General features: G+C 52.1%; 22 protein-coding genes and 1 pseudogene. 14 read left to right on the top strand and 9 right to left on the bottom strand.

Annotation, left to right across the window (positions count from 1 at the left end):
* Positions 1 to 2 precede the first annotated feature (2 nt).
* The 3 genes from PsAD13_RS10280 to PsAD13_RS10270 form a co-directional block, all read right to left on the bottom strand.
* Entirely contained in the window at positions 3 to 662 is a 660-nt protein-coding gene (locus PsAD13_RS10280) for an SDR family NAD(P)-dependent oxidoreductase (protein WP_057462417.1), read from the bottom strand.
* Positions 663 to 732: 70 nt separating this feature from the next.
* Entirely contained in the window at positions 733 to 1,662 is a 930-nt protein-coding gene (locus tag PsAD13_RS10275) for a nuclear transport factor 2 family protein (protein WP_063318082.1), read from the bottom strand.
* Positions 1,663 to 1,674: 12 nt separating this feature from the next.
* Entirely contained in the window at positions 1,675 to 2,598 is a 924-nt protein-coding gene (locus PsAD13_RS10270) for an alpha/beta hydrolase (protein WP_063318081.1), read from the bottom strand.
* 269 nt (positions 2,599 to 2,867) lie between these two features.
* Between PsAD13_RS10270 and PsAD13_RS10265 the strand changes: the two genes are divergently transcribed.
* The 7 genes and pseudogenes from PsAD13_RS10265 to PsAD13_RS10240 all read left to right on the top strand — a co-directional run bounded on the left by PsAD13_RS10265 (position 2,868) and on the right by PsAD13_RS10240 (position 7,364).
* Entirely contained in the window at positions 2,868 to 3,494 is a 627-nt protein-coding gene (locus tag PsAD13_RS10265; protein WP_063304593.1) for a class I SAM-dependent methyltransferase, read from the top strand.
* Between the two features lie 197 nt (positions 3,495 to 3,691).
* Positions 3,692 to 4,300: a TetR/AcrR family transcriptional regulator gene (locus PsAD13_RS10260; protein WP_063318080.1), complete on the top strand. Its 609-nt coding sequence runs from the start codon at positions 3,692 to 3,694 to the stop codon at positions 4,298 to 4,300.
* Between the two features lie 148 nt (positions 4,301 to 4,448).
* Positions 4,449 to 4,598: pseudogene (locus PsAD13_RS28495) on the top strand (TetR/AcrR family transcriptional regulator); the annotation flags it as partial.
* A 51-nt stretch (positions 4,599 to 4,649) separates the two neighbouring features.
* Positions 4,650 to 5,042 (top strand): TetR family transcriptional regulator C-terminal domain-containing protein, encoded by a 393-nt coding sequence (locus PsAD13_RS10255; RefSeq protein ID WP_244275146.1) that lies wholly within the window; start codon positions 4,650 to 4,652, stop codon positions 5,040 to 5,042.
* A 61-nt stretch (positions 5,043 to 5,103) separates the two neighbouring features.
* Positions 5,104 to 5,517 carry an Ohr family peroxiredoxin gene (locus PsAD13_RS10250; protein ID WP_084404692.1) on the top strand — a complete coding sequence of 138 codons (414 nt, stop codon included), beginning with the start codon at positions 5,104 to 5,106 and terminating at the stop codon, positions 5,515 to 5,517.
* A gap of 47 nt (positions 5,518 to 5,564) precedes the next feature.
* Positions 5,565 to 6,596, top strand: coding sequence for an NADP-dependent oxidoreductase (locus PsAD13_RS10245; protein ID WP_063318079.1), 1,032 nt, complete (start codon positions 5,565 to 5,567; stop codon positions 6,594 to 6,596).
* 90 nt (positions 6,597 to 6,686) lie between these two features.
* Positions 6,687 to 7,364 (top strand): type 1 glutamine amidotransferase domain-containing protein, encoded by a 678-nt coding sequence (locus PsAD13_RS10240; protein WP_063318078.1) that lies wholly within the window; start codon positions 6,687 to 6,689, stop codon positions 7,362 to 7,364.
* 170 nt (positions 7,365 to 7,534) lie between these two features.
* Here the strand turns inward: PsAD13_RS10240 and PsAD13_RS10235 are convergent, their stop codons facing one another.
* Complete coding sequence (locus PsAD13_RS10235; protein WP_208986524.1) at positions 7,535 to 8,083, bottom strand: TetR/AcrR family transcriptional regulator; 549 nt, start codon at positions 8,081 to 8,083, stop codon at positions 7,535 to 7,537.
* 94 nt (positions 8,084 to 8,177) lie between these two features.
* Here PsAD13_RS10235 and PsAD13_RS28080 point away from each other — a divergent pair, with 94 nt between their 5' ends.
* Positions 8,178 to 8,435: a hypothetical protein gene (locus PsAD13_RS28080; RefSeq protein WP_208986523.1), complete on the top strand. Its 258-nt coding sequence runs from the start codon at positions 8,178 to 8,180 to the stop codon at positions 8,433 to 8,435.
* On the top strand, positions 8,372 to 9,496 hold the full coding sequence (locus tag PsAD13_RS10230) for a DJ-1/PfpI family protein (protein ID WP_208986522.1): 1,125 nt from the start codon (positions 8,372 to 8,374) through the stop codon (positions 9,494 to 9,496). The genes PsAD13_RS28080 and PsAD13_RS10230 overlap by 64 nt, the downstream gene beginning before the upstream one ends.
* Before the next feature lie 140 nt (positions 9,497 to 9,636).
* Here the strand turns inward: PsAD13_RS10230 and PsAD13_RS10225 are convergent, their stop codons facing one another.
* Positions 9,637 to 13,497: an autotransporter domain-containing protein gene (locus PsAD13_RS10225; RefSeq protein ID WP_208986521.1), complete on the bottom strand. Its 3,861-nt coding sequence runs from the start codon at positions 13,495 to 13,497 to the stop codon at positions 9,637 to 9,639.
* A 337-nt stretch (positions 13,498 to 13,834) separates the two neighbouring features.
* On the opposite strand from PsAD13_RS10225, the gene PsAD13_RS10220 reads away from it, so the two are divergent.
* The 3 genes from PsAD13_RS10220 (at position 13,835) to PsAD13_RS10210 (ending at position 15,805) form a co-directional block, all read left to right on the top strand.
* Positions 13,835 to 14,173 (top strand): MbcA/ParS/Xre antitoxin family protein, encoded by a 339-nt coding sequence (locus PsAD13_RS10220; protein ID WP_082831182.1) that lies wholly within the window; start codon positions 13,835 to 13,837, stop codon positions 14,171 to 14,173.
* A complete protein-coding gene (locus PsAD13_RS10215) occupies positions 14,170 to 14,898 on the top strand; it encodes an RES family NAD+ phosphorylase (protein WP_244275142.1) in 729 nt (242 codons plus the stop codon). The genes PsAD13_RS10220 and PsAD13_RS10215 overlap by 4 nt, the downstream gene beginning before the upstream one ends.
* Before the next feature lie 151 nt (positions 14,899 to 15,049).
* A complete protein-coding gene (locus PsAD13_RS10210; RefSeq protein WP_208986520.1) occupies positions 15,050 to 15,805 on the top strand; it encodes a hypothetical protein in 756 nt (251 codons plus the stop codon).
* Between the two features lie 139 nt (positions 15,806 to 15,944).
* Here PsAD13_RS10210 and PsAD13_RS10205 read toward each other — a convergent pair whose 3' ends face one another.
* The 3 genes from PsAD13_RS10205 to PsAD13_RS10195 form a co-directional block, all read right to left on the bottom strand.
* Positions 15,945 to 17,042, bottom strand: a complete 1,098-nt coding sequence (locus PsAD13_RS10205; RefSeq protein ID WP_063318075.1) for an SEL1-like repeat protein — start codon at positions 17,040 to 17,042, stop codon at positions 15,945 to 15,947.
* A 362-nt stretch (positions 17,043 to 17,404) separates the two neighbouring features.
* The gene (locus PsAD13_RS10200; protein WP_063318074.1) at positions 17,405 to 18,778 is read right to left on the bottom strand and encodes a sodium:alanine symporter family protein; all 1,374 of its coding nucleotides are present in this window, start codon (positions 18,776 to 18,778) and stop codon (positions 17,405 to 17,407) included.
* A 313-nt stretch (positions 18,779 to 19,091) separates the two neighbouring features.
* Entirely contained in the window at positions 19,092 to 20,006 is a 915-nt protein-coding gene (locus tag PsAD13_RS10195) for a LysR family transcriptional regulator (protein WP_063318073.1), read from the bottom strand.
* Between the two features lie 105 nt (positions 20,007 to 20,111).
* Between PsAD13_RS10195 and PsAD13_RS10190 the strand changes: the two genes are divergently transcribed.
* Positions 20,112 to 21,008, top strand: coding sequence for an AEC family transporter (locus tag PsAD13_RS10190; protein WP_063318072.1), 897 nt, complete (start codon positions 20,112 to 20,114; stop codon positions 21,006 to 21,008).
* Positions 21,009 to 21,092: 84 nt separating this feature from the next.
* On the opposite strand, the gene PsAD13_RS10185 is transcribed toward PsAD13_RS10190, so the two are convergent.
* Entirely contained in the window at positions 21,093 to 23,396 is a 2,304-nt protein-coding gene (locus PsAD13_RS10185; protein ID WP_063318071.1) for a hypothetical protein, read from the bottom strand.
* 369 nt (positions 23,397 to 23,765) lie between these two features.
* On the opposite strand from PsAD13_RS10185, the gene mbfA reads away from it, so the two are divergent.
* Positions 23,766 to 24,716 (top strand): iron exporter MbfA, encoded by a 951-nt coding sequence (mbfA, locus tag PsAD13_RS10180; protein ID WP_244275139.1) that lies wholly within the window; start codon positions 23,766 to 23,768, stop codon positions 24,714 to 24,716.
* Positions 24,717 to 24,719: the final 3 nt, after the last annotated feature.

Here is a 24,719-nt window from a genome sequence, read left to right as displayed (position 1 = left end):
TTCTACCACCCCATCGGGTGATGGTCGCTGAAGAATCCGCCATTTGGTCCGGCTTCTGGCAGTGTGGCGAGCCATATTCCGGTTTCGGCACCTTGCTCTGGTGTCCGTGGCGCAGTTTCACCGCCCATTCGGGTTGCGACCCATCCAGGGCACATGGAGTTGATCTTCACACAAGACGGCAGTTCGCGGGAAAGCGCAAGGGTTAGGGCATTGAGCGCTGCCTTCGCCACGCCATAAGCGCCGGGGCCAGCCAACCCTTCAGTGAAAGACCCCCAGTTGGAGCTCATGTTCACAATGCGCCCGTATTGCCTATCGATCATAGCAGGAGCCGCACGTCGGATCAGGTGATACGGACCATGCACCATCACTTGCATGCTCTGCTCAAACTGTGCAGGGTTTTCCAACATCGGCTCTTCATAGAGAACGCCTGCGTTGTTCACCAGAACATCAATAATCCCAATGTCATCAAAGGCCTGTTCGATGGAGCGCAAGTCCGCGACATCCAGATGCACATGCCCGCAGTCAAGCTGCTTGGCAGCTTCCGCGCCTGCTTCCGCATTGCGCGAGCCTATAATGACGTCAAGGCCTTCTTTTTTCAGTCCTTTTGCGATGGCATACCCAATGCCCCTGTTACCACCGGTAATCAACGCACGTCTGGCCATCTGGCACCTCTGTTCAGTTCACACCAACATTCACTTACAATTAAATAAGTAATTCATTTTTATATTATCATCAAGGCTCGCCAATGAGAAAGTGATCAGGGTCTCTTCCCTCATCCAAGTCGTAGGCAAAGCGGAAGGGTTCTGGGTTAAAGTACTCGCGATAATACTGAATTTTACCATGAGGCACGTGGAACAAGCCGCCATAAATCTGGTTGTATTCCCGTCCTGTGGTCAGTATCTCGACCTCCCCCGTAAACTCCGCAAAAACCCATTCAGGCGATATCATCGGGTAGAATTTCAGGTTAGAGGTGAAATCCGCTTCTCCGGCATTTTCCGGCCACGCGCTGTAGTGCTTGATCAAGTTCGCCTTGCCTTCCACCACATCGGGAAAGCCATCAGGCGAGTAGGGCATATCTTGCACGGCCTTTTCCGACCAGACATCAGCAAGAGCCTCCATGTCCTTATTTTCCAAGGCCTTGAGGAACTTAACAACAGCAGCTTGCGCCTTGCGTCGTTTCAGGAAAGCAGGTGGATGGGCCTTGGCTCTGCTCTTGGCTGTCTCCAATATATCGCCATTGCCATTCTCACTCTTCAGCACAAAACTATGCTTGAAGATACGCCAGTGATTGCTGCGCTTATGAAGGCGGAACTGATAGAGGCCCTCGACCTCCCAAACCTTGTCACCAACATACAGCTGCCCCGCAACCGAGCACGAGGCGTTGGCGATGCCTTCTTCGATGCGGATATTGAAATCATTGAGGGAATGGCGCATCAGATCGAACCCCGGCAGCAGCTCTGCCCAGTCCATCAACTGTTGTTCCCGTGTCTTCTTATGCGCTGTGCCACCAAGCAGCGAGCTGTAATCCATCTCCACGTGGTCGCTATAAAGCAGACCAAGGCTCTCATAATCCCCCCGATCAAAACAGTTCACAACGCCTTCCAGCACCGTGGTTATGGCGGCGGTGTCTTTTGCTGTTTCAAGGTCGGATGGGTCGCTCATCAAAGATCCTGCTCAAAGCGTGGAAAGGAAGTGTTCAGCGACAGCTTCCAAAGCCCGGTCAATGGGTTGGGTCTTGTCATAAAAGTCAAACTGGCTGACATCCTCAAACCACAACGTGGTCGCTCGGTCACCCATACGCCGCGCAAACTCCTTGGCACCTTTGGGGATCGCGGCAGCCTCACTGTGCACAATCAGGGTTGGTTGATTTTGCTTGTCCGCCGTGTGCACACCATCAAACGTTAGCCACGCTTCCCACGAAGCCAGATTGAACTTGTTGTCAAACTCCGGGATCAGGCCACGGTCTTCTTCGGTGTAATACTCCACGTCAAACATCAGTGCGGTGTCATCAACTTTACTCGCGGCTACAATGTAGCGCGGCTCTTCATGGGTCAGAGCATCGCGGCCCACCTTCATCAAGTTGCTGACGCCTTCCACACCGCCGTAAACCTCTGAGATAATTTCCGAATTATGAAGCCAGGGAGCGACAAGTGCCAGTGAGTGGACGTGCCGGTTTCCACCTGTTGCAGCGCTCATGTACCCTGCTGAAGCGCAAATCCCCAATCCGCAAATCCTGTCCGGATTCACATCCGGGCATCGTCCCATGAAATCAATAGCCGCGCGGATATCATCCGTCTTGCGGACAGGGTCTTCCAGATACTTGGTTTTGCCATCATGCGCAGAAAGACCCCAGCCCCGAAAATCGAATGCCAGCGCTACAAAGCCACGCATGGCAAGCTCGGAGGCGTAAAGACCTGCCATCTGCTCTTTCACTGAAGTCCAGGCTCCGGTGACCACAACCCCGGGAAGCTTGCCGTTGGGCGGTCTTTTTTTCGGGAGGTAGAGATCTCCATGCAAGACTTCACCGTGACACTCAAATTCCACGGGCCGTACTTCAACCTTGTCCAGATTATTACCGAGCTTCTTCCTCTCAGGCATTGGCTGATCCTTGGTTCTTTGCGCAATTGTTAAAGACTAGGATCAACCAAAGACCAGAACAGGCCTTTAACAGGCAACATGGGCTTGTCCGCATCGTAAAAACGTAACTGCACGAACACTGCAAAATCGCTTAAACTCCTAGTAGACCAGAGCCGGACGCTGGGTCATTCGCACAATCCATTGATTGTAATTTAGAATTAGCTAAATTATATATTGCTTTCTTAGCCGGCTACTCCCATATAAGCCGTGTTGCAGAAACGAGGCCTGAGATGAACGAGAAAGTCGCGCACTGGAATGCGGTTTATGATGCTCGCGAAGAAGAGTATCTGACCTGGTATGAGACCCAGCCAACACTGTCTTATCAGCTCGTCACCCAGCATCTCAAACTGGGCGAAACCTTCATTGATGTGGGTGGTGGCGCTTCCAAACTGATAAGCATACTGCACGCTGCAGGTTATGGACCGCTTGCCGTTCTCGATATCTCATCTGTCGTGCTGGACGCTGGCAAAGAGCGTCTTGGTGGCGTTGCGGATGATGTAGAGTGGATCAACGCAGACATCACCACCTGGACACCAGAGAAGACCTATCAGGTCTGGCATGACCGCGCTGTTTTCCACTTCCTCACGGAGATTGAAGACCAGAAAGCCTATATAAACGCGTTGGTTAAGGCTGTTCCCGTTGGTGGCACTGCAATCATCTCCAGCTTTTCTGAGGATGGTCCTGAGAAATGTTCCGGCCTTCCTGTGCAGCGGTACTCTTCGCGCACACTTGCCGCGAAACTCCAGGCGCTTGCGCCGGGTGTCTTTGCGCTGACGGATGCACAAACGCATACTCACATTACGCCAAAGAAAAACCAGCAGAATTTCCAGACAAGCGTGTTCGAGCGCGTTGCGTAATATGTAAAAGACCGACTTGAGAACCCTGTAAGCCCCTATTAGAACGGCGGAATTCAGCAAGCGATCTATATTTATCAGAAATCATAGATGGCGATTTACCATCATCTTGGCAAAATGTTGTCCCATCATGTGTTTCTAATCAGACTGCTTGCAGAGTTGAGTATGTAGCAGGCGACGATTTGGGAAAGAGGCGAATTATGAGTGATACGAACAGGTCCCACTCCGAGTATTCAGAGGACTTCCTTGTACCTGCTTCCAAATCTTCCATTCTCGAAGCCGCTATAACCTGCTTTGAGAAGTTCGGTTACTTTGAGACCACTTACGCTGATATCGCCGCTAACGCTGGCCTGAAGGTTAAGGATGTAACGCAGGTCTTTCCTACGAAAGATCAGGTACTTGCCGAATACATCACCACCTATGAAGATGCCCTGCGCATTCAGCTGGATGACCATGACAAGGACGAGGAAACGCAGCTGCAGCAGATTTACTTCATCTGCAAAACAGCGCTGATTTTCCTGCGGACCCACAGGGTGATCACCGCGATCTGGTTTGAGTTCTATCGCCACAACGTGGCCAAGGTGGTTCTGCGCCGTTTCTTCGGGCAGATCAAAGCCCGGCTTTCCGATCTGGTCAAGGAAGGCATCGAGCAAGGGACTATCAAAGAGAAAGACGAGCACGACGTGGTGGAAGCTATAATCGCTCTCGTCGAAGGGACTTTGATCATTTCCCGTCTTGAAGAGTCGACAGACTTCGAACAGCGCTTCGACAATTCATGGTCGATCATGGAAGAGGGTCTGCGGGCATAACTCAGCCCCGGCCTTAACCGCAATCAAAAACAATCCCCGCTATTCCACTCAGGGAATTACCCGCATTGAAGTCCTTGTGAATAGACGTCATAAGGGATATTCCGAAGTGGGCTAGACGACCGGTCTATTTTTAATTAAAACATACCTTATGAAGATGAAGAAAAGCGAAGCCACAAGACTACACATCTTGGAAACCGGACGTAAGTTGATAGCAGAGCAGGGTTTTTCCAGCATGGGCCTGAGCGTACTGTTAAAAACCGCCGGCGTTCCTAAAGGCTCATTCTATCATTACTTCGAGTCCAAAGAGCACTTTGGTTGCGTACTCGTCCAACAATACCTAGATGAATATATGAGAAGCTTGGATGCTCTGCTTGCGACAGAGGCTCTGAGCATGCGTGAAAAGCTGTTCCAGTACTGGCACCTTTGGGAGAACTATCAGCACTCCGAGGATGCATCAAAGCACTGTCTGATCGTAAAGCTAAGCGCGGAAATAGCAGACATTTCTGAAGATATGAGAGAGCTGCTGGCCCAGATGACCACCAGAGTAGAGAAACGTTTAGGCGACATCATAGAAGCCGGCATCAAAGACGGTTCTATGGCACCCAAGTTAGAAGCCAGAATGGCCGCTCAGGTGCTCTACCAGATGTGGCTCGGCGCCAGCCTCATCGGAAAAGTTACACGAGATAAGAAACCACTCCAGAAAGCACTGGAGGTCACAGAAATAATGCTGCCTGCTGCATAACGCCATCAACCCGTATGAACCCTAGTCCATCAGACGCCAGTCCAAAATCTAAGGTGAAGATATGAAAGTCTTCTATGACACTGACACTACAGCAGAAAACGGACGCTCCGCCAAACCGACGTTGAGCGACGAAGCTGCTAAAATTCGAGTGACCCCTCCAGGAGTTGAAGGCCCTGGCATTACACCGGAAGAACTCTTCGCGGTGGGTTATGCCTCTTGCTTTGAGCATTCGCTAAAAATGGTTTCCGGACACAAAGAATACCCGTTGAACTCCATTGAGGTGCGTGCCGAAGGCGATGTTATCGAAAAAGCAGAGGGTGGATTTGTGCTGGATATTGACCTGCACCTGGAATTCTCCGGTTTAACCCGTGAGCAAGCCGATGACGTGATCCAGACAGCTCACACGCTTTGCCCGTACTCCAACGCCATTTGTGGCAATGTGGACCTGCGCGTTTACACCAAACTGAATTCATAAAACCAAATAATAACAAAGTATTACTGACATTAATTGAGGAACCTGAAATGCCGCAGAATACCGAAGTGAACCGCCAGATTGTGCTGGCGGAACGCCCTGTCGGGGCTCCAACATCCAAAAACTTCCGTCTTGAAGAAGCCGTTATCCCAGCACCGGGTGAAGGCGAAATGCTGCTGCGCACGATTTATCTGTCTCTGGACCCGTATATGCGCGGTCGTATGAGCGATGCCAAATCCTATGCAGATCCGGTGGAAATCGGGGACGCGATGGTCGGTGGAACTGTTTCTGTGGTGGTGAAATCCAACCTGAAGAACTTCAGCGAAGGCGACTGGGTGGTGAGCCTGGGTGGTTGGCAAGACTACTCAATTTCCAATGGCGAGATGGTTTTCAACCTTGGCAAAGAGCCAGCATTGCCATCCTGGGCACTGGGTATTATGGGTATGCCGGGCTTTACGGCCTACGCTGGCCTGTTGGAAATTGGCGAGCCGAAACCGGGTGAAACCATTGCTGTTGCAGCAGCTTCCGGCCCAGTTGGCGCAACCGTTGGCCAGATCGGCAAGATCAAAGGTTGCCGCGTTGTTGGCATCGCGGGCGGTGCGGAAAAGTGCAAGCACGCCGTTGATAACCTTGGTTTTGACGTCTGCCTTGACCGCAACTCCCCAACCTTCGCACAAGACCTGAAAGCCGCCTGTCCGGACGGAATTGACGTTTATTTTGAGAATGTTGGCGGTGCTGTGTTTGATGCGGTTTTGCCGCTTCTCAACGCAAATGCCCGTATTCCGTTGTGTGGATTGATCTCTCAATACAACGCAACGAGCCTGCCGGATGGTCCGGATCGTATGGGCCTGTTGATGGGCACTTTGCTGGTGAAGAAAATCCGCATGCAGGGCTTCATCATCTTTGACAGTTTCCCAAATCTTTACCCTAAATTCGCAGCGGATATGCAGCAGTGGATTGCAGAGGGTAAAGTGAAGTACCGCGAGCAAATGGTAGACGGTTTGGAAAATGCGCCGGAAGCTTTCATGGGCCTCCTGGAAGGTAAGAACTTCGGCAAACTCGTCGTAAAAATCGGCGACTGATCTCTAAACGAGAAGAACAAAAACAACACGAACACCAGTGCCACGGCACTGGTGGCTACTCCCCCTATGCCTGCTGAAAGGTAGATCACAATGAACGTGCTTATGGTCCTCACATCCCACGACAAGCTGGGCAACACAGGCGAAAAGACCGGCTTCTGGCTGGAAGAGTTCGCGGCCCCTTACTACGTCTTCAAAGACGCTGGCGCGACAATCACTCTGGCCTCTCCTGCTGGCGGCCAGCCTCCGCTGGACCCGAAGAGCGACCTGCCGGATTTCCAGACTGCCGCAACTGACCGCTTCAAGGCCGATGCAGCCGCAAATGATGCTTTGGCCAACACCGTAAAGCTGGACAGCGTTTCTGCCGATGCATTTGACGCTGTGTTTTACCCTGGTGGCCATGGTCCGCTGTGGGATCTGGTAGACAACACAGCCTCCATCTCTCTGATCGAGCAGCTGTATTCCGCTGGCAAACCTGTCGGCGTTGTCTGTCATGCCTCTGCCGCATTGGTCAACGCTAAGGCTGCAGATGGCTCTGCGCTGGTTAACGGTAAGAAAGTCACCGGCTTCTCCAACACAGAAGAAGACGCTGTGCAGCTGACTGACGTTGTGCCGTTGCTGGTGGAAGATGCCTTGCAGGAAAAAGGCGCGATCTATGAGAAGGGCGCTGACTGGGGCTCTTTCATTCTGGAAGATGGCAACCTGATCTCCGGTCAGAACCCGGCTTCCTCTGAAGCTGCAGCAAAAGCAATTCTGGCGCGCTTGAGCTAAGCTTCTAGCATTCCCCATTATGAGAACCGGTGCGGAGTTATGCTCTGTGCCGGTTTTTTATTGTCCGCTCCATGACGGGCATAAGTCCCGCCAGTTCAGTTTGCGTTCATTTGTGCGTTCGTTTGCGTTCTTTACGTTTTGCGTGCGTTGCAAAGTAAAATAAGCCGCTCTTACGCAACCTGCCTGGCACCCAGCAGAGCCTTGACCACCGCCTCCACCTTTTCCGAATAATCCTTTGCATTTGCAGAGGTAACAAAGACCCCTTTGGCAGCCAGCACGAGGACCATGGTCGTCTCTGCAGGAGAAGGCGAGAGCTGTCTGTTTTCGATGAATTTTTCTAAGCAGTTTTCGAAACGGTCGATGGGTGTTTCTGCTCTGGATGCGACCAGCTGTAACCCACCCTCCAATATGTCAGCACCATGAGGTGACTGGCAGACCATCGATACATGATCCCCGCCCCACCGCTCGAACGCCTCCAGAATAGCGTCCAGCGCAGCATCGGGTGGTGCATTGTCCAACACAGCGATGGCCGTGTCATTCACCTCAGACATAAACTCCAGCAATGCCCAGTCACGCACATGGTCTTTCGTCTTGAAGCGATTGTACAGCGTCTGCCGTGTGACCCCGACAGCCTCTGCCAGATCACTCATGGTTGTCTTTTGAAGACCGTAGTGGCTGAGCAGCTCGACCACGGGCTTGTAGTTGATCATCGATGCCATTTGACTCTTTTTACATTTTTTATATAACTTGTCAAAATTGAATGGCGAGAATCTTTAGTTAGGCTCGCCCCACTGAAGGAAATGGAGTGTCCCCATGAAACGCTATCGTATCGGTTATGTTGCTTTGCCTGGATTCAATGAATCCGAACTTGGTGAAATGCAGGCCGTTCTGGGTATCAATCCACTCAATCGCTCCAGCATTATTGGCGCGACCACAAAACCAGTAACTGGTCAGCATGGTCTGACCCTTGTGCCGGATCGTGTCTTTCAAGACCGCACACACTCGATGTGCTGGTCATTCCAGACATTCCGACAGCGGCACAGGATGATCCCGCCTTCCATGCATTTCTGACTGATCAGTGCTCACGGGTTGCCTATGTGGTCGCCTCAAGCGGCGGCGTTCTTGCGCTTGCCAAGGCCGATGTGTTGGAAGGCAAAGCCGCAACCGCAGGTGATCAGGGAGCAAAATTGCTGGCTGACTACGGCGTCAAACCAGTGTTTGAGCGCAGGGCAGTGGTGGATGGCAAATTTTACACCGCAGGTCATTCCACAGGCATGATCGAAGCTGCCTTCATGGTGCTGGAAAAGCTACGCGGCACCAGCTTTGCCAAGTTTGCAGAGCTGACACTGGAATACGACCCGCACCCTCAGTTCACCGCTCACACTCCAAAAAAGCCAGTGGATCTGACAGCTGGCGATGCTCCAACCATCGCTATGGCACTGCCCTCAGGATGCTATTTGCCAGACTTCCTGGGAGCAGTTGAAGTTTTGAGTGCGTTCCCCAACTCTAAGCTACATGTGGTCTCTCACGACAAAACTCCAGTGCAATGCTTGCTTGGCCCCAAGGTCGTGCCAACCACCACCTTTGCCACGTGCCCGCAGGTTGACTTCGTCATTATGGGCGCAACACAGCCAATGCTGCTGAAAGACAAGGAACTGCTGGATTTCATCCGGCGACAGGAACCTGCTGCAAAAGGCATGATTTCCGTCTGTGCAGGAACATTGGTGTATGCAGCAGCTGGCATTCTGGATGGCAAAACAGCCACCTCCAATTTCCATCACACCCCGTTGCTGGACAAACTCGGCGCTAAATCCAGCGGAACAGAGGTGGCGGTTGATGGCAAGTTTTACAGCGCGGGCCCTGCCATCGGCTCCTATGAAGTCGCCCTGAAAGCAGTCCGTGACATGTATGGAATAGATGTAGCTCACCACATTGAGAAAAACGTGCTGGAATACGCACCCAACCCCGTCTTTGGCGTCGGCTCGCCGGAAAAGGCAGGCAAGTGGTTAGCCCGTATCAGCAAATACCTCATTGCAGCAAGCTTACCCTTTTACCTGAGCGCAGGCCGCAGAGGCGCCAGATATGTCAAATCACAGGCATCAACGAGGCTTTTGAAACCAACAAGCACTTGATCGGCCTTTGCCCCTATCACTCCTCAAAGACAACGGAACACTGAGTGAGTTGGCCGAGTGTACACTCCACACTCTACGCTTCCCTTGGCCAGCAAGCATACTGGAGCACCCAAGCCGCTCCAGTATGCACTCCCGTTTAATCAGAATTTATAGGACACACGCCCGAAGAAGGCTGTATTTCGGGTGTTTTCGCCGTACTCTCCCAGCACACCAACAGAAGCCCCAAAGTTGCCTTTGGAGTATTCCAGTGAGGCAGAGGCACGCGCCAGTGTCTGGTCACTATCGCTGGTCACAGACGCCTTACCGTTTGCACCTGAACGCAACACATCCTTAAACCCGCCATCACCCAAAATCTGACGCAGGCCAGCACGCAGATTGGCTTTCAGCTCACCCTCCTGCACCTGATATGTGCCTGCCCAACCGAGGGAGGCATCAACTGAGAACTGGTGATTGTTGATAGCGTCATAGCTCACATCCGGCACACCTTGATTGTCGACGCCGAATGCGCCGCGAGAGTGCCAAAGATGGCTCAGTCCAACTTCCGGCGTGAAGGTGTTGTTGCCATACTCCCAGATGTACTTGGCCGCGACACGGGTCAGCAGGTTCTGGCTGTCATAGGTCTCGCTCGCCTGTGCTGAACCATCCTTATAGGTGTTGCTGGTGTGATAGAACGTGCTTTGCCCGGTAAGCAGCACCGCATCTTTGCGATATGCGCCCTGTACACCAAAGCCATAGGTATCGACCATTTCTTTGGCCTGATCATAGATGCCGTTGAAATCCAGTGCACTGTGACCGTAAAAGACGTTCGCTCCAACAATCAGATCCGGCGAAACGACACGGTTGTAACCTGTCACCACACCTGTGGTGCTAGCGGAGTAGCCCAGATCTCCATCCAGATTTTGCTGATAAAGATGAAGAGGGGCTGCATAAAACACACCATACTGTTCAGCAAGGTGTGGCTGGCTTACCATATCAGCAACAGCATTTTCTGCATCTGATGCCGGCTTATCGTCATATGCCAGCAGCAAACCTTCTCCGCTGGCGCTGTCTCCCTTTAACATCAGGTCTGTCAACAACCCTTCACCAATGCGCTGCGTGGCATCAATCACCCCACGTTGCTGCTGCGCGACCAGCTGCGGACTGGAGACTTCCGGCGCATATCTGAAGATCACCTCTTGATTGGTGGTCCCCCAACTGCTTTCAACAGCCTCAGCACTCCAGCCATGACCAACAACACCGCTTGCATCCAGTTGAGTAAACTGCTGAACATCCTGACCAGCAACGAGATCGGGGATCTCATAGGCCTCATCAATCTTCGTCGAGTTGGAAAAGTGCACATGCAGCGTGGCATTGTTGAACGTTACATTGTTGGGGTCATCCGCCTGGATGGTCCCGCTGAAGTTCTCATCCAAATCATCCCGGAAGAGGATGCCATAGGAGTTTACGGTCAACGCATTTGATCCGGCATGCACCTGATAAGCCTCGGACCCCGCGCCGCCAGTTGCGGTTGCTACAATCAAACCGCTGTTGTTGAGGGTCGTTGCACCGTTGAGCACAACACCATAGGCGAGGGCTTTATCCTGCGTTCCGTTGGCCGTACCAGCCGTGGCAGAAACTTCAATCAGGTTTGTATTGGTGAACTCACCTTCAACACCATAGCGTGTGGTGCCATTTACATAACCGATACCGAAGGCACGTGCTGCGCCGTTGGCTTTCGCCGCATTCGGGCTTTCTGCTTTTCCCCCAAAGGCCCGTACGAAAATCGTCCCACTGTTGGCTTCCGCATCCCCTTTGATCCCGACCGCGAGACCTTCGGCATTTGCGATTTTGTCGCCTCCCGTGGTGGCAGTTTTGCCCTCAGCTCGTGCTTCGATCCAGCCTTTGTTCTCACCGCCAAGTGAGCCATCAAGAGCTGACACGTCGGCATAGCCATAAGCGTTACCACCCACTGAACTTGCAGCTCCGCCGGTTGCCTTCGCAACAACGATACCTAAATTATCGGTGGTCACATTCGGGTCGGTATTACGAATGCCGTTGTAGACACCAATCCCTTCAGCAGACGCACTCGCATTTCCGCTGCCCGTAGCTGTCGCAGTGCCGCCATCAGTTAACGCAAAGATGCGACCTTTGTTGGTCCCACCAAGTGCACCAAAAATCCCCATAACGCGGGTCGTTGTTGAAGCATGGCTGTTTCCCTCAGCTTCAGCCGTCCCACCAATGCCTACAGCTCGAATCAAACCAGAGTTATCTTTAGTCAGCCCATTGTTGTTGCCATAAACATTTGCACCCGCTTCGGCGGAAGTAGCGCCATTGGCTGTCGCTGTCCCGCCCTGACCAAATGCAATAACATCGCCGCTGTTGCTGCCGTTTATGTAATCATTGACACCAACAGCAATGGCAATTGCATCAGCACCATCCCCCGTGGTCCCATCGCTAATCGCGGTTCCGGCAAAAGCTTCAACGCGAATTACACCAGAGTTGTCGCCTTCGAGCCTGTTTTCGAGACCAAAAGCAAACGCATTGGCGTTGGCTATGAGGCCAGAAGCGGTTCCGGCACGAGCACGAATATTAATCTCACCCGAATTATCATCATTCAGGTTGAATTTTGTACCAGAGGCTTGAGCAGATGCATCCGCATTTCCGTTTTCAGAGGTCGCCTTAGCATCCCCCCCGGCAGCATTCACGAGAATGAGACCGCTGTTCGCTTTGATATTTCCACTCACACCCACCGCCAGCGTTTTGGAGTTCGCAGCAGCACTGCCGGTCGTTTCTGACTGACCAGCACTCGAAATCACGCTTATCCGGCCCGTGTTACCAACCTGAAGATCTCCCTGGATGCCATAGGCATCAGCAGCGGTTATGGCTTCGCCATCCGCTGCGGTCGCTTTGGTGTATCTGTTATCAGCATCGACAAGAATGAAGCCACTGTTGCCTTCAACATGACCCTTCACGCCAACCGCAAGTGATTGGGAATTTGAAGTAGCACTACCGGTCGTCTCTGACCGACCAGCACGTGAGGTCACGTCAATCTGACCCGTGTTACTCCCTTGAAGATCTCCATGGATGCCATAGGCGTCAGCAGCGGCTTTGGCTGTTCCACCTGCTGAGATCGCTGTGCCATTTCTGTTATCAGCATCAACAAGGATAGTCCCGCTATTCGCTTCCGCATCCCCTTTTACGCCGATAGCAAGAGCATATGCATCAACATCTCCTGCACCTTCAGAGGTAGCCTGACCTCCTTTCGCGAGAATGCTGATCAGACCTTTGTTGGCCCCTTCAAGATCGTTGTCGATGCCAGTGATATCGGCATCAGCATCCGCGGCGCCTGAGGCGGATACAGCTATTCCAGCATGGCCCTCAACCTTGATGGTGCCGATGTTGTCTCCCTCAACATCCAGATAGGTGCCAAAGCCCTCAACGCTCGCATCTGCCTTGCCGCTTCCGTTGGCTGTGGCCGAACCTGCCTGAGCATAACTGGAAAGCGTTCCCAGGTTGTCGCCCATCAACCGGCCATCAATGGCCTTCACATTCACTTTTACACTGGCTTTGCCAGTGCCCGATGTGGTTGCACTTTGACTGGTGCCTTTGACCGAGATTGTCCCGATATTGTCTATTTCCAGCGTACCTTCAACACCATCAATGGTGATCGCTGCATTCGCACCGCTGTTCGGGTTTGTACTGCTATCCGCAAGACCACCGCTGACTTCAACAGCAATCTCACCAGAATTGTTCTGGGTAATATCGCCTTTAATGCCACGGATGGTTATTTCTGCACTCGCATCATTCCCGATAGCCTCGCCGCCGGTCACACTCACCTGCAATTGCCCGGAGTATTCTGCGATTGGGCCAGTGATCACTTGCGTGTCCAGCGCAGCATCGTTGGGCGCGGTCTGAGGTGCAGTTATATGAACCGTCTGCGCCATAAGCGGTGCTGCGATGACGATGTTTGAAACAAGCGCAAATATGGAAACACTGCTCAAACTGCGAGATTTATAAGTCACGGCCCCACCCCAACTATTTTATATTCGTATTTTTATCGATAATTATAGATACCCCTCTCACACATCAAGGCGGACGCTTGGTCATCCACGCCTATATTAGTTATTGCGTATTTTAGGATGTACTCCATTAAACTGCTACTTTAGGTTTTTTATATTTCTGATTTCGCGTATGCCCGGGTTCAGATTCTTGACATTTGACGCCAAAATCATAATATGGTGCCATATGTCATTGCGCTATTCAGCTGGTTTGATGAGAGGGAAGATGCCTAGCCTTCGTAAGATTGAACAACCTCTGGCTCCCGGTGGACCAAAGTTTACCGAGGAAGAAGTGCATGCCATGCAGCGGGCGGTGATCAACTTGTTTGAGCGCTGGCAGTTGACGGATGAGCAGGCCACTTTGCTGCTGGGAGACATTGCCAAGCGCACCTATCAACGCTGGAAGACCAGACATTATGGCCGTGTCAGTGTGGACCTTGCGGCGCGCCTGTCCAATCTGCTTGGTATTCACAAAGCGCTTCGCCTGCTGTTCAGTGATACCAACCGCGGGTATGGCTGGGTGAAACGCGCCAACACTGACTTTGACGGCAGATCTGCCCTTGAAATTATGATGGGCGGACAACTCACGGACTTAATGCGCGTGCGCAGATATCTTGATGCGCAGCGAGGCAACTGGTGACCACATTAACTTTGGTGGAGACGGACCTGAAAGCTCCTGAAACACATGTCAACTGGCCCAAATATTATCGGTTGGTCAACTCGGCCTACCCACCCATAGATTTGTTTGAAGACATTGCCGATCCCGCAGATTGGGAACTTTTGGCCGCTGCAGAGAGCCGCACCAATCCGCGCCTTGCAGAAACCATCGGCAATCTGGATCTCGTACCCGTTGAGCGGCGGGTCAATGGAACGGGGTCTTCCTATCTGATGGCACCATTCACCCATGCCTCTCCTGACCGGACTGGCCGTTTCCATGATGGGTACTTCGGCGCTTTTTATGCCGCCAAATCTTTTGAAACCGCGCTGTTCGAGACTGTGCATCATACCGGAAATTTCTATGCCGCCACGCAAGAGGCACCGGGCTGGATTGCGCAGATGCGCGAGTTGATCGGCAGTGTTGAGGCTAAACTTGCTGACGTAACAGATCCTCGTTTTGAAGTTCTCCTCCACCCGGATGATTACAGCGCTTCTCAGGTCTTCGCACGCAAGCTGCTGGAAGATGGTGGTGATGGCATTCTCTACCCAAGTGTGCGGGACGAGGGCGGGTTGTGTATTGCCGCGTTTTATCCCGATGTGGTGGAAGCTCCACTTCAGGCCCGGCATTTCAGCTATCACTGGAGCGGTCAGGCGATTGATATGATCAAGGACCTGAACTCAGGCGAAGTCTTCGAGATCGCTGATTAACAGCCAAAACCTTATAAAACAGAGTAAAATTTCCACGTAGATTCCGCAACGTCAGAAACTGCGGTTTTGCGCCTTTCATTTCCAGAAAGAACAGCGCCACGCAGGTTTGGGCCACTAGCATCGCACTATTGATTTTATAAGGACAATAATTGTGAGCTTTTTCAGCAGTAGCGGCGGAACCTACAGCTTCTCCAACTACAGCGTTGCAAAGTATATAGGCAATGCGTCGTCGTCGATCAGCACTCGTGTCAACCAGAGTGTTTTGTCACCGGATGATGAGTCGAAAGACAAGACAAAGACGCCTGACTTAAAGCCGACCCCGGATACTGCCGTTGATGCACGTGCTAAGCTGACCGATCTTTATGGCGACCTTGATACGACCTCCAGCAAGTACAAGGATGACATCGAAGCGTTTCGTAAAGACATCTTTGATGATCTGGAGTTTGACCGCGAGACCCTCCACCTGATCGCTAGCAATGAAAACGGCTATTTCTCTGATGAAGAGATAGAAGCTGCAAAGCAAGTGATGCAAGAGCAGCTTGACGAGATCCTGAAAAAAAACGCTCCCGAGGCTGGGCCGACTGCAGACAATTATCTGTCTCTTTTGAAGTATCTGGAGGAAGAAACCTCCGCAGAAGAACAGAAATCTTTTGAGTGGGCAGAAAACAAAGCCAGCGCTCAGGCCGCTTACAAACGACTATCAGGTGGCAAGGAGAGCGACCTCTTTTCAAATGATCCGGTCGTCAACTTGCTCACCAAAGCCCATGAAGACCTCTTCGACGCGCAGAAAACCAATCCAGACGCAAAACTGGAATCCATGTCCGCTTACGATTCCGCTCAGTACCAGTGGGAACGGAACAACAACAGCTACGACGCTTACACCTCACCGGATGCCTGGTGGAAGTAGCTTTCAGCAAAACCTGACACCCCTGCCGCAAACAGTGGCAGGGATCAGCCAATGTGCTGGCACTGAAGAAGCATGGGGACGTCCTTGCCCCAGAAGTCGATGAACTCTTGCAGAGGGTCAATCCTGTATGGCTTTGCCCCTAGTAACTTCCCTGCTTCTCAATGAATGCGTCTGCTCTATGTTGTGCTTGGGATAAATCTTGAGGCGAAAGTAACTTCGCTACACGATCCATAATTTGCGCAGCTTTATCATTTCCATTTTCTTTGGAAATCGAGAACCAGACATATGCGCTTGTGATGTCCTGCGGGACTCCTTCTCCATTGGCGTGTATTACACCGAGATTATATTGCGCATTGGCTTCGCCCTGTTCAGCAGCTAGACGGTAAAACTTCACAGCCTGCGCATAACTTTGCGACACACCTCTTCCATCCACGTACATGTCTCCAAGGTTCTTTTGTGCTATCGCCTCCCCCTGCTCCGCAGCTAGGCGATACCACTTTAAAGCTCGTTCATAATCCCGCGGCACACCCTTTCCCTCGGCGTACATGACTCCGAGATTAGATTGCGCCTTAGCGTAGCCTTGTTCCGCAGCAAAATGTGACCAATTTTGCGCTTTGGTATAGTCCTGCTCTACACCTTTCCCTACAAAGTACATGACCCCGAGATTGTATTGCGCAACAACCTCTCCTTGGTCTGCGGCCCTTTGGTACCACTTTAAAGCTTGCTCATAATCTTGCCGCAAACCCCTTCCAGCGTCGTACATCCCCCCGAGATTAGTTTGTGCTGTAGAATAACCCTGATCGGCAGCTCGCCGGTACCATTTTAAAGCTTGCGCATAATCCTGCCGCACGCCTCTTCCGGCATCGTACATGGCTCCGAGGTTAGATTGCGCCATGGAATAACCTTGATCAGCTGCCCGCTGGTACCATTTTAAAGCCTGCGCATAATCCTGCCGCACACCTCTTCCGTTTTCGTACCTGATTCCAAGGTTGTATTGCGACCTGACATTGCCCTGATTGGCTGCTCGTCGATACCACTTTAAAGCTCGCTCAGTATCTTGCTGCACGCTCAGTCCCTCAGCGTACATGAAACCAAGATTGTGTTGAGCCTTGGCATTGCCGTTTTGAGCGGCTTCGTGGATCGCTTGAAAACCACTGTCTTCAGAAGAAAGAAGAAAATTGAGCCCGAACAAAATGGCGAAAGCCCATAAAAGTCCTATCAAAGATCGCAACAGCATGCTGCACTCCAAATTCGAGGCCATTAATCTAAAACTGAGTTCGTTAACCCAATAGATGGAAGGTTAAAACGATACTCCACTGACCTTGCAACTGCTTAGCACAAAGCAGCAATAAGCAATGTCATTTGAGCTCACCTCATGAATCAACTAGAGATTGAAAATGACAGAGTTTGGGTCGTTACTTCTGTAGTGATTAGTTACTTATCTAAACCATGGATTGCAACCAAGGACCAATCAATTCCACTCTTCTGGCATTTGATACGGTTAGCCTGAAACCACGCTGGCAATCTCATAGATCGCGGCACATACAAAAATGGCCCGGTGATGAAACCGGGCCATTCTTTTGAAAACTGTGTTTTCTCTTATTCAGCCGGGGCTTTTTTTGCGTCCTCAGTCTCACCATCTTCGGAGAAAAACTCCTTGGTCAGCTTGAAGACAACCGGGCTGAGTAGTGCCAGTGCGATCAGGTTTGGAATAGCCATCATCGCATTCAGCGTATCAGCCAGCAGCCAGATGAAGCTCAGTTCCGCAGTTGCGCCGAAGTAAATCGCAACCACCCAGAGGATGCGGTATGGCTTGAGAGCACGAGGCCCAAAGAAGAAGCCAACGCATTTCTCGCCGTAGAAGCTCCAGCCTAAAATGGTGGTGAACGCAAACACTGAGAGCGAGATCGCAATCAGATAACCACCCACGCCTGGCAGAGATGTTTCAAATGCCAGAGAGGTGAGCGCTGCACCAGAGGAGCCAGAGGTCCACACACCGGACGCTACAATCGCAAGACCAGTGATGGTGCAAACGATGAGAGTGTCGATGAACGTACCCAACATTGCGATCAGACCCTGATTGACAGGGCTCTTGGTTTCAGCAACCGCGTGAGCGATTGGCGCAGAACCCAGACCAGCTTCGTTAGAGAAGACGCCACGGGCAACACCAAAGCGGATCGCAGCCCAAACAGCAGCACCAGCAAAGCCACCTTCAGCAGCTGTGGAAGTGAACGCCTGAGCAAACACTGTCTGCACAGCAGCACCGATGGAATCGATGTTGACGATCAGTACGACAAGGCCAGCTGCAATGTATGCAATAGCCATGAACGGAACCAGCTTACCAGCAACGTTGCCAATGCGTGTTACTCCTCCCAGAATAACGGCAGCGGTGAGTACCATCAGGATAACAGCAGTCGCTTGTGCCGGAATGCTGAAGTTCTCATTCAAAACATTCGCAACACTGTTGGCCTGCACACCGTTACCGATGCCGAACGCAGCAACGGCGCCGAACGCAGCAAAGGTTGGAGCAAGCCAGTACCACTTACGACCCAGACCGTTTTTGATGTAGTACATCGGGCCGCCAACAAAGTTGCCAGCGTTGTCACGCTCACGATATTTCACCGCGAGGACAGCTTCGGCATACTTGGTTGCCATGCCCACCAGAGCAGTCATCCACATCCAGAAGAGAGCGCCAGGCCCGCCCAGGAACACAGCCGTCGCAACGCCTGCAATGTTACCTGTTCCGATTGTAGCTGAAAGAGAAGTCATTAACGCATTAAAGGGGCTGATTTCACCGCCACCTTCGCCTTGGCGACCCTTCCAGAGCAGGCTAAAGCCCGTGCCCAACTTAAAGATGGGCATTAGTTTGAGTCCGATCTGGAGAAAAAGTCCTACCCCGAGAATAGCTATAAGCATTACAGGGCCCCAAACGATCGAGTTGATTTCGCCTAGGATATTCGTCATTATTTCCATGGTTAGCCTCCCACCATGATTTTTATTATGATTTAGTTTACATCCTCGGCATGCATATGGAATACATCTACAATAGAACTATTTCAAACTTTTCTGTTGTTTTTCAATTAGTTAATTTCAAATTACGTAGTTTACCTACGGTCATCACGAAAATTTTTGGTGAAAATTTCGCGCCTGACGGGCGTAAATTATCGTTTTCAACCGACCACCCGGTACAGTTTTGGAAAATTCATCCCCGGAATCGTAACTTATGAGCATATTCTGATTAACTAAGATAAGAGAGTTGCGGCACTGCCCCAGGGGCAGAGGAAAATTACTCCTCCCGATAGATCTCCTGCTCGGCAAATTCCCAAAATCTCGTCACCGCGCTGTTGCTGGGTGTTGTTGGCAGGCGAGTAAGGAACAGGCTACGCGGGGCAGGGGGATCAAGCGGCAAGACTTTCACGCCATCCAGATCCTCAGGCAGTGCCAGTTCTGCAATAATAGAGCAGGCAAGGCCGGAGCGAACGACCGCCAGAATGGATGTGATCTGCTGAATGGAGTGATCCACGCGTGGGTCTGTATCTGACCGGCCAAACCATTTCCGCACCAACGGCTCACTGCCCCCCTTTGTCATAATGAAGGGCTGCTTTTGAAAAGCTTCAGCGTTCATGTGCAGCGGCAAGTTCATATCATCTGCAGTGATTGCGACAAGTCGGTCACAGGCAATGGGCAGACTCTCGAACTCCTCGTCTCCATCCAGTCCCGGGACTACGGCCACATCCACCTCACCGCGTCGCAAAGCTGCGATGATCTCCTGATCCTGCGCCTCACGCAGTTCCAGCGCAATACCGGGGTAGTGGCGTGAGAAACGCTTCATGACATGAGGCAGGAGCTGAGTGGAGGCAGAAGGGCCCGAAGACCCGATGCGCACACGCCCGCCTTTGTTCTGGCGCAGGTCATTGATGCTGGCCAGCGCATTTTCTTCCGCCGCCTGTACGCTCAGGGCATATTGAGCGATCAGCTTGCCCTCATCCGTCAGCTGCACCGGTTGCGCACCACGGCGAAGCACCTTTACGCCAAGCCGCTTTTCAAGCTCTGCAATAGACTGGCTGACGGCAGACTGGCTTACCCCCAATTGATGCGCGGTTTTGGTGACGGAGCAAACCACCTGCAACAAAGGCAGAGCGCGCACGGCAAGTTCTGGCAAGCGCATTGCAAAAGAGTTGAGGCCATCAGGCTTGGTCATTAGGTATCACCACATATTATAAGCTTAGCTTATTATTTTATAGTCTCTCATTAGCCTAAGACATAGCAGCAGGAAAGACCAGCCAAACCGTCAAGGAGAGCGCACATGGGGATCGCGATGGCATTGCTGCCAAGTCTGGGCTTGCTGGCTTTGGGCGGCGTGTTTGGCAAACGTCTGGATCAGGCCACATGGCGCGGCATTGATACGCTGAACTTTCAGTTGCTGTTCCCAGCCCTGATGTTTTCCGCCGCAGCAGCTCGCCCCATCAATCTGGATGATGCAGCCATCATCGGATTGGGCACCTGGGGTATTTTAGGGGTTGGGCTGCTGTTGGGGTGGATGCTGCGCCCGTTTGGCCCGACGCGTTTTCTGGATTTTGCCGCTGGTTGGCAAACGGCCTGGCGGTTTAATACCGCAATCGGATTTGTAGCGATCAGTGCGCTGGATGCGGACAGTGCCTCGCTTATGGCTATTGCCATTGGCTTTGCGGTACCAATGGCAAACCTGATGGCGGTGACAGCTCTTTCTATGGGCAAAGGTCTTGGCCTGCGCAAGGCTGCGGAAAAGGTGGTGCTCAATCCATTCTTTCTGGCAGCCCTTAGCGGTGTTGCGGTGGGTTTGAGCGGATATCCGCTTCCCTCAGTTCTTTCGGAAGGTCTCAATCAACTGGCTCTGGCCGCCATCCCCCTTGCATTGTTGGCGATTGGAGCGACACTTGATTGGCAAGGACTGATGAAGCTGGATATCTATACGGGTGGGTTGAACTCCATAAAACTGTTGGCCTTGCCCTGCATCGCCTGGTTTATGGTGCACAGCTTTGCCATTCCCAAAGAGCAGGCCTCCGTACTGGTGCTGTTTGCAGCTTTGCCCACCGCTTCAGCTGCTCACGTTCTGGCCGCGGCCTTTGGGGCAGACTGCCGGCAACCGGCCACGCTGATCGCCCAGTCCACCTTGCTCTCATGCATCAGCCTGCCGCTTTGGATTGCCTTGCAAACCGGATAAGAAAACGGGCCCTGCGGCAAACCGCAGAGCCCAAGCCATTAGATAAGGAAGGTCATTCGTCGTCTATGAGCACATGATGCTCATTTATGCGGCTTGTTTAAAAGCCGTAGGCTTAAATTCCAGAACCCAACAGGCTTCCAGCTTGTTTCTCTTCCAAGGCAGGAAGGAGCGGATGCGGTATTTGACCTGACGAAGTTCCAGATAATCCGGCAGGTTTGCACCGGGGCCAGCAGACTTCTGAATAAGGTCTGCCCAGTCCCGTGCCAGTTTGGTTGGTTCTTCGACGATTTGCATTCCGTCGCTCTTTTCACCGGTTGGCTTGGAGATCAGCTGTTTGTAAACGGATGGGTTCAGCAGGGCCTTCAAGGCGCCGCTTAAACCATGCAGATCTTCACCAAAGGCCTGATCATCTTCGTCAGCGATGTTACCGGCATTTTCCTTGTCTTGATCAGTTGGCTCATTCAGCACAACACTGCTTGCTTCCGTCTTGCCGTGTTCAACTTCCTTGATCACGACATTGTACTGATCCTTCTTGCCACCTTCCATTGGTGTAATTTCAACCTGGAACATGGCTGACCAAGGTTGCTCCTTCGCCCATTTCAAAATCTTGCGGATGCTTGAGCTGTTGCTCATCTTGGCCATGACTTCCTTCATGGCATGGTCCTGCAAACTGCTGATCGCATCATGTGCATTCCCATAGCTTTGCAACAGGCCGTCACCCTTGGAGGTAAGGAACTCGTCCAGATGACCTCTCTTGTCCTGAATGTCGCTGCTCTTTTGTGTCTGATCTTCTCGCAGATCAGACATGTTGAGAGCAAGATCGCCCAGATCACCCGCAATGGCTCGTGGCAGATTGTTGATCAGGTTGACCTCGGCAACAGTGTCAGAGGTTGGTTTCTGTTCCACAACCCAGGCCGTCTTCACGGTGTCCGTGTTGGAGAAGAAGCCCTTCTTGATGTCGTGATAGCGGATCTGTTTCAAAGTCATGTAATCAGGCAGCTGATCACTGATGTCGCGGCCATTTTCCTGCGCACGGGCGAGGGTTTCACCCCAGTTCATTGCCAGATCACTTGGCTTCTCAACAAATGGCACATCATCATTGCTGGCCTCTCCGGTGACCTTGGTAGTCAACGCGGCCATCATTTCCGGCGAGCGCAAGCCGTTAAAGATCAGCTCAGGATTGGCCATGAGCTTTTCTTTGGACAGATTTCGCTGTGCCAGATGGGTGTTGCTGTCGATATCCAGACCGTCAGTGTCTTCATTTCCCGCAGCGCTGTCGCGCAGCTGCGCTTCAATGTTGAAGAACTCACCCTTGGTGGTGATGTCAATATCAACGAGCTTTGCCCATGGCTGGGTGGCAACCCAGTTCATGGTCTTGCGGGGGCTGTTGGTCTGGGCAAGATGGTCGTTGACCATGTTCTTGGCCATCTTCGCAAGGCCGGAGGCTGCCTTCAGGGCGCGATCGTTCTGCTCTGCCAACTCATCAACGGCAGAATCAACGGTCTGGCCAAAGCTGATGGCAGACTGAACGTCGTTTGTGGTGTTCAGCGCCATACCCAGCTGCCGGGCAACAGCCATGCGGTATTCAACAACTTCCTGTTCAATTTCTTCCAGCTTTTGTCGTTCACTGTCAGAAACCGCATTTTCTTTTGCATTGTCGATGGTGTCGCTCATAGCTTTGCCGAAGGCATGCTGGCGGTACAGCTCATTGACATCTTTGACGAGTGCATTCCCAAGCTTGACCATATTCTGGCTCATAAACACCAGCATTTCGCGGTGGGCCGGGGTCAGCTGCTTAGGATTGGAGTTGGCTGCATTCTGCAGGAATTCATTGAAGCGGGGATCATCTGCCTGACTGTCAAAAATTTCCTTGGTGACACTCCGGGACTCTTCCCTCAGTTCTTTCTTCAGATCACGAGTGAACTGCTGCTTGACCATCTCATCAGCTTTTTCCTGAGGCATGCCCAGAACATCTTTCACATGATGTTCCCATTTGGCGGCTGAAGGGTCAGCATAAGCTGTTGCGAGAGGGTCTTTTAAGAAATCCTCTTTCTTCTGCTGGAAGGTGCGCAAGCAGTCTAACCGCTCACGAAGCGTTTCGGATTCCGGCAGGCCAATTTCCTCAAAGACAGCATGAACCGGCATTGGCTTTGCGCCAGCGGGCCGTTCTGGAGGTGGGGTGTCGACGACGACATAGTCGCTCAAATCCGGGTCGGCAGTTCCATTGCGTTGGTCATGATTACCATGAACACCATTGATCTGCTCGTTTGAGGTTCTTGCTGTACGATTGGTTTGGTCCCCGTTTTCCTCGGGGAAGTTCCAATGCATGTTCTGGTAGACTGCCTTGGCCCAATCGTGCTGTTCAGCATTCAACTTATTTACAGGCATGACACGTCTCCTGCTAACTAAGTTTTGTTATTGGCTAATAAAGTTGTGCTCCTCCTATCCGTTTATTTTAAGGCATGGAATCGACTTTAGTATAATAAGTTAAAGCTGGCTAAACCGGTCTGCTCAAATGCAAGCGTTCTTTGCATTTAAGTAGGCATTGCCGATCACGTTTTCCCAAAAACATCAATCACATCTGCTGATAGCGCAATCAATGGCGCGGCACTCAATTCTCCTCATTTGCCACGCCAGCCCGTTCAAATTTGCAGCTTATTTGAGGGACTGAAACCGCCTGTTTGCAATGAAATCTGCTTAGGATCTGCGCGAAATTGCAAAATAGAAAGTTCATGGATGTTGTATCTGACGTCACGCATGCGATTTTCTGACCTAAGCGAGCAGCAGGTACTCGCTCTTGCCATCTCGTCAGAGGAAGATGACGCTCGCATCTATCGGGGGTTTGCAAAACGATTGCAGGATGATTATCCGGGAACCGCCGCTGTCTTCGCTGATATGGCCAATGAGGAAGACCAGCACCGGATTTCGCTGATCGAGCTGCACCAAAAACGCTTCGGTGACACGATCCCTTTGATCCGCCGCGAACATGTCTCCGGGTTCTATGCCCGAAGCCCGCTCTGGCTCTCCACACAGCTGACGCTCGATCAGATCCGTCATATCTCCGAGAACATGGAGACGGCCTCGCGCACATTCTACGAGAACGCTGAAAAGAAGAGCACGGATGCAGATACCCGCCGCTTACTGGGCGACTTGGCAGCGGTGGAAGCTGATCACCAGAACAAAGCCCGCACCTTGTCACAAATTCATCTGGCCTCAACAAGAGAGCAAGAGGAAGAAACCGCGCACCGCAAGCTGATCCTGACCCTGATCCAGCCGGGCCTCGCCGGGTTGATGGATGGCTCCGTCTTCACACTGGCGCCCGTGTTCGCGACAGCCTTTGCAACAGGCAACACATGGACCACGTTTCTCGTTGGCCTTGCGGCTTCCATCGGAGCGGGTATTTCCATGGGCTTTACGGAGGCTGTCTCGGATGACGGGCAGATTTCCGGACGAGGCTCGCCTGCCTTGCGCGGCGTTGCGTCCGGTGTGATGACAGCTCTTGGTGGGCTGGGCCACACCATCCCCTATCTGCTCAGTGATTTCTGGGTGGCCACGTTCATCGCGTTTTTCGTTGTGGCGGTTGAGCTCTGTGCGATTGCATGGATCCAGAGCAAATACATGGAAACGCCGCTCTTGCGGGCGACGTTTCAGGTTGTTCTCGGCGGTTCACTGGTGTTTGCCGCCGGTGTCATTATCGGCGGTGGTTAAACG

The sequence above is a fragment of the Pseudovibrio sp. Ad13 genome (assembly GCF_001623225.1).
In the GTDB taxonomy this organism is placed as follows: Bacteria; Pseudomonadota; Alphaproteobacteria; order Rhizobiales; family Stappiaceae; genus Pseudovibrio.
Note: the sequence above shows the minus strand (reverse complement) of the source record. Positions and strands in the feature narration are given on the sequence as shown.